Origin of the sequence: Xenorhabdus szentirmaii DSM 16338, assembly GCF_002632585.1 — a bacterium.
Lineage (GTDB): Bacteria > Pseudomonadota > Gammaproteobacteria > Enterobacterales > Enterobacteriaceae > Xenorhabdus > Xenorhabdus szentirmaii.
Map to the genome: position 1 here is coordinate 1 of NZ_NIBV01000020.1, position 1,343 is coordinate 1,343.

Sequence of the window (1,343 nt, forward strand, 5' to 3'; positions counted from 1 at the left end):
GATAATCTATAATTGATGCTATAGCTCCAATTATAGAGGCACCCATAAATATAAGTGCAGCAATAAATATTTTTACTTTTGATGGATCATTTTTATTAACCACGTGAATACCGTCCCAACATATTGAAAAATTGATCAGGATGATAAGGTGTAGGAGGCTTTGCCTTATGCTCTTTTAATCTTTGAATTATAGATTCACTGATTTTAAATTTATTATCTAGTTCCATTAACCCCCAGACAACAATTGCTCCAACGACGAAAACACCGAAAGCTATAGCAGTAGCACTTAAGGTGGTGGTAATAATGAGTGAAGTAGCTGCTGTTACTACCAACCTAGCTATTGTTGTTGCTACAATTAACTTAGCCATATCCATTGATAAATTAACAAAAAAATTAGTTAAGGTATACTCATCCTTAAGGAGTAATTCAACAGCTCTATATCCAGCTGAAAATATAATACCAAATCTAGCTCCTGAAACAACACTACTTTCCATAGCTACAGAACCTATCCCAACCTCCATTATTTTTTTATTTTTTATAAGATATCTTGTCGAGTTTAAATACTTCCTAATACCTGGATGATCAGTTATCTTTATATATCTTTCCCCATTTTTACCTAAATATTCTATAGCTTTTATTCCCTTTCCTTTTAGTTCATTTATTATATGAGAAAATATTCCAATATTTATAGGTTTAAAATTTTCCGCAACTTTTAAAACACCAGGAATATCTTTTATATTTGCGGCGAAATTTGATAAAACATCTGTTATTGGGAAAATATTACTATTAATAATTGATTTTAAATCACTTCCTAATTCTTTCAAAAAAATAATAGCTTCATTCTGATCTAATAACACATGATACTCTACATTTTCCTTTAGTTGACTTTCAAGATCTTTATAATTAATGCAATTCATTTGTTTTTTGAAATTTACTTCATAATCAAAATCATCTTCAACCCATGTTCTTAATCGTGGATCAAATTTCATTTTATAACTCCATTTATATTTTATGTTATAAAAAATTTCAGTTTATATATTATCGGATTAACTTACTTTTTCTTTAGTTTTCCTGAATTATTGGGAACTAGATCAAATTTACCGTGCCAGCCGAACATTTCTTTTGTCTCCGAGCATCAGACTACTGAGTCACTGAAAGCCCGATTAGCAGGGAAAGGGGGGGTCGTGCTCCCCGATTCAGTCCCCCTTTGTATCGGCGGTTCGACGACAGTATCCCCGGTAACTTCTGGTGAGCAGCCTTCCATGCCCAAAGGGCATCTAAAACTCATTCCTTCCGGTGTCTTTCCCTTTTAATCTCGTCAGAAAAATAGTCTCGCGGGGTGT

At 33.0% G+C, this 1,343-nt stretch carries 1 protein-coding gene; it reads right to left on the minus strand.

Going from position 1 to position 1,343, the window contains the following annotated elements; translation table 11 throughout:
• Positions 1-95: 95 nt before the first annotated feature.
• Positions 96-989, minus strand: coding sequence for a hypothetical protein (locus Xsze_RS21390; protein WP_099134078.1), 894 nt, complete (start codon positions 987-989; stop codon positions 96-98).
• Positions 990-1,343: the final 354 nt, after the last annotated feature.